Source organism: Kitasatospora sp. NPDC050543 (genome assembly GCF_044457565.1).
GTDB lineage: Bacteria > Actinomycetota > Actinomycetes > Streptomycetales > Streptomycetaceae > Kitasatospora.
In genome coordinates, this window is sequence record NZ_JBITGZ010000073.1 from 1 (window position 1) to 8,128 (window position 8,128).

Genomic DNA, 8,128 nt, shown 5'->3' on the forward strand with positions numbered 1-8,128 from the left:
GAGGGCGGGGTGGAGCGGCTGTTCGCCTCGCTCGCCGAGGCGCATGTGCGCGGGCTGCGCGTGGACTGGCAGAGCTTCCTCGCCGACCGTGGCGCACGGACTGTCGAGCTGCCGACCTACGCCTTCCAGCGCGAGTGGTACTGGCTGGAGCCGACCGCGCCCGCGCTGGGCGTGGCTGCGGTGGAGGTCGTGGACTCCCGGTTCTGGGAGGCGGTGGAGAGCGAGGACCTGACGGCTCTGGCCGCGACGCTGGAGGTCGAGGGCGGTAGCGAGCTGGGTGCCGTGCTGCCGATGCTGGCGGCCTGGCGCCGTCAGAGCCGCGAGCAGTCGACCGTGGACGGCTGGCGCTACCGGATCAGCTGGAAGCCGGTGACCGACACCGATACGGGTGCGCTGTCCGGCACCTGGCTGCTGGCCGTCCCGGCCGGCCACGGTGACGACGCCGCCGTGGCGGGCCTGGAGGAGCTGTTCGACGGGCGCCGGATCGGTGTTCGGCGGGTCGAGATCGACTGCGCCGTCGCCGAGCGTGCCGCCGTGACGGAGCAGCTGCGCGACGCGGTCGCGCACGACACGTCCATCGCGGGCGTGGTGTCGCTGCTGGCGGCGGCCGGCGGTCCGGTTGCGACGCTGACGCTGGTGCAGGCGCTGGGTGACGCGGGGGTCGACGCGCCGCTGTGGTGCGTGACGCGCGGCGCGGTGGCGACCGGTCGTTCGGAGCGGGTGGCCGATCCAATGCAGGCACAGGTCTGGGGCCTGGGCCGGGTGGTGGCCCTCGAACATCCGGAGCGCTGGGGCGGGTTGATCGACTTGCCCGAGGTGCTCGACGGCCGGGTCTTCTCCCGGCTGGCGGGCGTCCTTGCCGGTGGTGGTGAGGACCAGGTGGCGGTGCGGGCGTCGGGTGTGTTCGGCCGCCGTCTGGTGCGTGCTGTTCGGGGCGACGGCCCGGGTTGGTCGCCGTCCGGGACGGTGTTGGTGACGGGTGGTACGGGTGCGTTGGGTGCGGAGGTGTCGCGCTGGCTGGCCCGGGGTGGTGCGGAGCACCTGGTGCTGACCAGTCGTCGCGGTTTGGACGCGCCGGGCGCGGTGGAGCTGCGCGATGAGCTCGCCGAGCTGGGCGTCACCGTCACGGTCGCCGCGTGCGACGTGGCTGACCGTGAGGCGCTGGCCGGGCTGCTCGCCGGGCACGAGCTGTCCGCCGTGTTCCACACGGCGGGTGTTCTGGACGACGGTGTGGTGGACGGGCTGACCGTTGAGCGGTTTGCCACGGTGGCTCGTCCGAAGGTGGACGCGGCACGGAACCTGCACGAGCTGACCGCAGGTCACGACCTGACCGCCTTCGTGCTGTTCTCCTCGATGGCGGGCTCTATCGGCAGCGCCGGCCAGGGCAACTACGCCGCGGCCAACGCCTACCTCGACGCGCTCGCCGAGCAGCGCCGGGCGGACGGTCTGCCGGCCACGTCGATCGCCTGGGGTGCCTGGGCTGAGGCCGGCCTGGCCACCGAGGAGGTCGTCGCCGACCGGCTGCGTCGCGACGGGGTCGTCGGTATGGCGTCCGGGCTGGCGATCACTGCGATGCAGCATGCGTTGGAGCAGGGCGACACCGCCCTGACGATCGCGGCGGTGGACTGGGAGCGGGTGGCCGGCGAGACCGCCGCCGTCCGGGTCAGCAGGCTGTTCGACGAGATCCCCGAGGCCCGTACGGTGATGGCTGGGGCCCTTGCCTCGTCCTCGGACACGGCGGCTGTCGGCTCCTCGCTGGCGCAGCGACTGGCCGGGCTGTCGTCCGCCGAGCGTGGCCGGGCCCTGCTGGACCTGGTGCGTGCCCAGGTGGCTGCCGTTCTCGGCTATGCCGGGTCGGAGTCGGTGGAGGCGGGCCGGGCGTTCAAGGAGCTCGGGTTCGACTCGCTGACCGCCGTCGACCTGCGCAACCGTCTCAACGCGGCCACCGGCCTGCGGCTCTCCGCGACGTTGGTCTTCGACTACCCGTCGGCCGCCGCGCTGGCGGACCACCTGGGCGCCGAGCTGCTGGGCGCCCGCCCGGCGGCCCTGATGCCGACGGCGGTCCTGCCCGCTGTGGCGGCGGAGGACGAGGCGATCGCGATCGTGGCGATGGCCTGCCGCTTCCCGGGTGGAGCCAACACCCCGGAGGAGCTGTGGCAGCTGCTGCTGACCGGTGGTGACGCGATCGGGGACTTCCCGACCGATCGTGGCTGGGACATCGAGTCGCTGTACCACCCGGACCCGAGCCACCAGGGCACGACGTACGCCCGTGAGGGCGGCTTCCTGGACCAGGCCACCCGGTTCGACCCGACCTTCTTCGGCATCTCGCCGCGTGAGGCCCTGTCGATGGACCCGCAGCAACGTCTGCTGCTGGAGACCTCGTGGGAGGCGTTCGAGCGCGCGGGCATCGACCCGACCTCGGTCCGGGGCACCCAGGCCGGCGTCTTCGTCGGCACCAACGGTCAGGACTACGCCAATCTGCTGGTGGACGGCCTGGAGGGCGTCGAGGGTCATCGTCTGACGGGCACGGCGACGAGTGTCGTCTCGGGCCGCCTGTCCTACACCTTCGGTCTTGAGGGGCCGGCGGTGTCGGTGGACACGGCGTGCTCGGCGTCGCTGGTGGCTCTGCACCTGGCGGTGCAGGCGCTGCGCAACGGCGAATGCTCGCTGGCGCTGGCGGGTGGTGTGACGGTGATGTCGACGCCGGACCTGTTCGTCGAGTTCAGCCGCCAGCGTGGCCTGTCCGCGGACGGGCGCTGCAAGGCCTTCGCCGGTGCGGCGGACGGCACGGGCTGGGGCGAGGGCGCGGGCATGCTGCTCGTTGAGCGGCTCTCGGACGCGCGGCGCAACGGGCACCCGGTGCTCGCGGTGGTGCGTGGTTCGGCGATCAACCAGGACGGCGCGTCGAACGGTCTGACGGCTCCCAACGGCCCGTCGCAGCAGCGGGTGATCCGTCAGGCACTGGCCAGTGCCGGTCTGACGGCCGACCAGGTCGATGCGGTGGAGGCACACGGGACGGGCACCCGCCTGGGTGACCCGATCGAGGCGCAGGCGCTGCTCGCGACCTACGGCCAGGCCCACACCGGGGAGCAGCCGCTCTGGCTCGGCTCGGTGAAGTCCAACCTCGGGCACACCCAGGCCGCGGCCGGTGTCGCCGGTGTGATGAAGATGGTCCTGGCGATGCAGCACGGCGTCCTGCCGAAGACCCTGCATGTGGACGCGCCGACCCCGCACGTCGAGTGGACGGCCGGCAGCGTCTCGCTGCTGACCGAGAACGTCGACTGGCCGGAGACCGGCCGGCCCCGTCGGGCGGGCATCTCAGCCTTCGGTATCAGTGGCACCAACGCCCACACGATCCTGGAGCAGGCTCCGGCCGTCGAGGAGGTGCCGGTCTCCGAGGAGGTGGTGCCGGTGGTGCCGGTGGTGCTGTCGGGCAAGACGGAGGACGCCCTGCGGGCGCAGGCCGAGCGGCTGATCGTGGCCGTGGCGGAGCAGCCCCAGGAGCGGCTGGCCGACGTGGCACTGTCGGCGGCGGTGGGCCGGGCGGCGCTGGAGCACCGCGCGGTCGTGGTGGCCGGCGACCGGACGCAGCTGCTGGAGGGCCTGCGGGCCTTGGCGGCCGATGGAACGGGCGCGAACGCCGTCCACGGCTCGGTGGTGGAGGGGCGTACGGCGTTCCTGTTCACCGGTCAGGGCAGTCAGCGGGCCGGTATGGGCGAGGAGCTGTACGACGCGTTCCCGGTGTTCGCGGATGCGTTCGACGAGGTGTGTGCGCACCTGGACCAGTACCTGGAGCGTCCGCTGCGTGAGGCGATCGCGGACGCGGAGCTGGTGAACGAGACGGGCTTCACGCAGCCGGCGTTGTTCGCGATCGAGGTGGCGCTGTTCCGCCTGGTCGAGTCGTGGGGTCTGACGCCGGACGTGCTGGCGGGTCATTCGATCGGTGAGCTGGCCGCCGCGCACGTCGCCGGGGTGCTGTCCCTGGCGGACACCGCGAGGCTGGTGGCGGCTCGTGGTCGCCTGATGCAGGCGCTGCCGCGCGGCGGCGCCATGGTCGCGGTGCAGGCGGCGGAGGCGGAGGTGCTGCCGCTGCTGACCGAGGGCGTCGGTATCGCCGCTGTCAACGGGCCGATGTCCGTGGTGGTCTCGGGTGCCGAGGACGCGGTGCTCGCCGTGGCGGAGCAGCTGGCGGCCGAGGGCCGTAAGACCAAGCGCCTGACGGTCAGTCACGCGTTCCACTCGCCGTTGATGGACGGCATGCTGGATGAGTTCCGTGCGGTGGCGGCCCGGTTGACGTTCGAGGTTCCCCGGATCCCGATTGTCTCCACGCTCACCGGCACGTTCGCCACGGCGGATGACCTGACCTCGCCCGAGTACTGGGTGCGGCACGTCCGCGAGGCCGTCCGCTTCGCCGATGCGGTGCGGGTGCTGGAGGCCGATGGCGTCCGTACGTTCGTCGAGCTGGGTCCGGACGGTGTGCTGTCCACGATGGGCCAGGACAGCGTGACGGCCGAGGCCGCCGCGTTCGTCCCGGTCCTGCGGGCCGGCCGCCCGGAGGCCCGTACGCTCACCACGGCCCTTGCCCAGGTGCACGTCCGAGGCGCGAAGCTGGACTGGCAGGCCGTCTTCGCCGGCACCGGCGCCCGCCGCGTCGACCTGCCGACCTACGCGTTCCAGCGCCAGCGCTACTGGCCGGAGGCCCCCGTGGCCGCCGCGGCCACCTCGCACGGCGCGGCGGGCCAGGGCGACCCGGTGGACGCCCGGTTCTGGGAGGCGGTGGAGAGCGAGGACCTGACGGCTCTGGCCGCGACGCTGGAGGTCGAGGGCGGTAGCGAGCTGGGTGCCGTGCTGCCGATGCTGGTGGCCTGGCGCCGTCAGAGCCGCCAGCAGTCGACCGTGGACGGCTGGCGCTACCGCGACAGCTGGAAGCCGGTGACCGACCTCGGCGCGGGTGCGCTGTCCGGTACCTGGCTGCTGGCCGTTCCGGCGGGCTTCGGTGACGACGCCGCGGTGGCTGCCCTGGAGGGCATGTTCACCGCGCGTGGTGTGGAGGTCCGGCGGTGCGAGCTGGACGCCGTCGCGGCTGACCGGTTCTCGGTGGCCGGGGAGTTGCGGGGCATCCTCGCGGACGGCGTGGAGCCGTCCGGGGTGGTGTCGCTGCTGGCGGCGGCCGGCGGTCCGGTTGCGACGTTGACGCTGGTGCAGGCGCTGGGTGACGCGGGGGTCGACGCGCCGTTGTGGTGCGTGACGCGTGGCGCGGTGGCGACCGGTCGTTCGGAGCGGGTGGCGGATCCGGTGCAGGCGCAGGTCTGGGGCTTGGGCCGGGTGGTGGGTCTGGAGCATCCGGAGCGTTGGGGTGGTCTGGTCGATCTGCCGGAGACGGTGGACGAGCGCGTGCTCTCCCGCCTGGCCGCCGTGCTGGCGGGCAGTGGCGAGGACCAGGTCGCGGTCCGTGCGTCGGGTGTGTTCGGCCGCCGTCTGGTGCGCGCCGTACGCGGCGACGGCCCGGGTTGGACGCCCTCCGGCACGGTGTTGGTGACGGGTGGTACGGGTGCGTTGGGTGCGGAGGTGTCGCGCTGGCTGGCCCGGGGTGGTGCGGAGCACCTGGTGCTGACCAGCCGTCGTGGGCTGGATGCGCCGGGCGCGGCCGAGTTGCGGGACGAGCTCGCCGAGCTGGGCGTCACCGTCACGGTCGCCGCGTGCGACATGGCCGACCGGGACGCGTTGGCCGAGCTGCTCGCCGGGCATCAGCTCTCCGCCGTCTTCCACACCGCCGGTGTGCTGGACGACGGTGTGGTCGATGGTCAGACCGCGGAGCGGTTCGCCACGGTGGCCCGTCCGAAGGTGGACGCGGCCCGGAACCTGCACGAGCTGACCGCAGGTCACGACCTGACCGCCTTCGTGCTGTTCTCCTCGATGGCGGGCTCTATCGGCAGCGCCGGCCAGGGCAACTACGCCGCGGCCAACGCCTACCTGGACGCGCTCGCGGAGCAGCGCCGGGCGGACGGTCTGCCGGCCACGTCGATCGCCTGGGGTGCGTGGGCTGAGGCCGGCCTGGCCACCGAGGACGTCGTCGCCGACCGGCTGCGCCGTGACGGTGTCGTCGGCATGACGCCCACGCTGGCGATCACCGCGATGCAGCACGCCTTGGAGCAGGGCGACACCGCCCTGACGATCGCGGCTGTCGACTGGGATCGGGTGGCGGGGGAGACCGCCGCTATCCGGGCCAGCCGGCTGTTCGACGAGATCCCCGAGGCCCGAACGGTGATGGCCGCGGTGGCGTCGTCCTCGGCCGCGAGCGCCGGCGAGGCGTCGCTGGCTCAGCGGCTGGCCGGCCTGTCGGCCTCGGAGCGTGGCCGGGCCCTGCTGGATCTCGTCCGCGGTCACGTCGCGGCCGTGCTGGGGTACGCCGGGTCGGAGTCGGTGGAGGGGGGCCGGGCGTTCAAGGAGCTCGGGTTCGACTCGCTGACGGCTGTTGACCTGCGCAACCGTCTGAACGCGGCCACCGGCCTGCGGCTCTCGGCCACGCTGGTCTTCGACTACCCGTCGGCTGCCGCGCTCGCCGACCACCTCGGTGCGGAACTGCTCGGCAGCAGTCCGGCGGTCGTCACGCCGACCGTGATCGTGCCTGCGGTGGAGGACGAGCCGATCGCGATCGTGGCGATGAGCTGCCGCTTCCCGGGCGGGGTGAGTACCCCTGAGGAGCTGTGGCAGCTGCTGCTGAGCGGTGGCGATGCGATCGGGGACTTCCCGACCGATCGCGGCTGGGACATCGAGGGCCTGTACCACCCGGACCCGAGCCACCAGGGGACCACGTACGCCCGTGAGGGCGGCTTCCTGGACCAGGCCACCCGGTTCGACCCGACGTTCTTCGGGATCTCGCCGCGTGAGGCCCTGTCGATGGACCCGCAGCAGCGTCTGCTGCTGGAGACGTCCTGGGAGGCGTTCGAGCGGGCCGGCATCGACCCGGGGAGCCTGCGCGGCAGCCAGGCCGGTGTGTTCATCGGCACCAACGGCCAGGACTACGTCAATCTGCTGGTGGACGGCCTGGAGGGCGTCGAGGGCCACCGGCTGACGGGCACGGCCACGAGCGTCATCTCCGGGCGCCTGTCCTACACCTTCGGTCTTGAGGGCCCGGCGGTGTCGGTGGACACGGCGTGCTCCGCATCGCTGGTCGCGCTGCACATGGCCGTCCAGGCACTGCGCAACGGTGAGTGCAACCTTGCCCTCGCCGGTGGTGTGACGGTGATGTCGACGCCGGACCTGTTCGTGGAGTTCAGCCGTCAGCGTGGCCTGTCCGCGGACGGGCGCTGCAAGGCGTTCGCCGGTGCGGCGGACGGTACGGGCTGGGGCGAGGGCGCGGGCATGCTGCTCGTCGAGCGGCTGTCCGACGCGCGGCGCAACGGGCACCCGGTGCTCGCGGTGGTCCGCGGTTCGGCGATCAACCAGGACGGCGCGAGCAACGGCCTCACCGCCCCCAACGGCCCGTCCCAGCAGCGCGTGATCCGCCAGGCGCTCGCCTTGGCCGGCCTGACGGCCGACCAGGTGGACGCGGTCGAGGCGCACGGCACGGGCACCCGTCTCGGTGACCCGATCGAGGCGCAGGCGCTGCTCGCGACCTACGGCCAGGCCCACACCGGGGAGCAGCCGCTCTGGCTCGGCTCGGTGAAGTCCAACCTCGGGCACACCCAGGCCGCGGCCGGTGTCGCCGGTGTGATGAAGATGGTCCTGGCGATGCAGCACGGCGTCCTGCCGAGGACCCTGCATGTGGACGCGCCGACCCCGCACGTCGAGTGGACGACCGGCAGCGTCTCTCTCCTCACCGACAACGTGGACTGGCCGGAGACCGGTCGTCCGCGCCGGGCGGGCATCTCCGCCTTCGGGATCAGTGGCACCAACGCTCACACGATCCTGGAACAGGCCCCGGCCGTCGAGGAGATGCCGGTCTCCGAGGAGGCTGCTCCGCCGGTGGTGCCGGTGGTGCTGTCGGCGAAGAACGCGGACGCCCTGCGGGCCCAGGCCGCGCAGCTGACGGCGCTGGTCGAGGGTGAGGGGGCGCCGGGTCTGCTGGATCTGGGCTTCTCGCTGGCGACGAGCCGGGCCGCGTTCGAGCACCGGGCCGGGTTCG

The 8,128-nt window shown here is 73.0% G+C and carries 1 protein-coding gene; it reads left to right on the forward strand.

Annotated features, from left to right (window positions below):
• The coding region (locus tag ACIBH3_RS35555; RefSeq protein WP_396316260.1) for a type I polyketide synthase at window positions 1–8,128 on the forward strand (8,128 nt) is incomplete at both ends.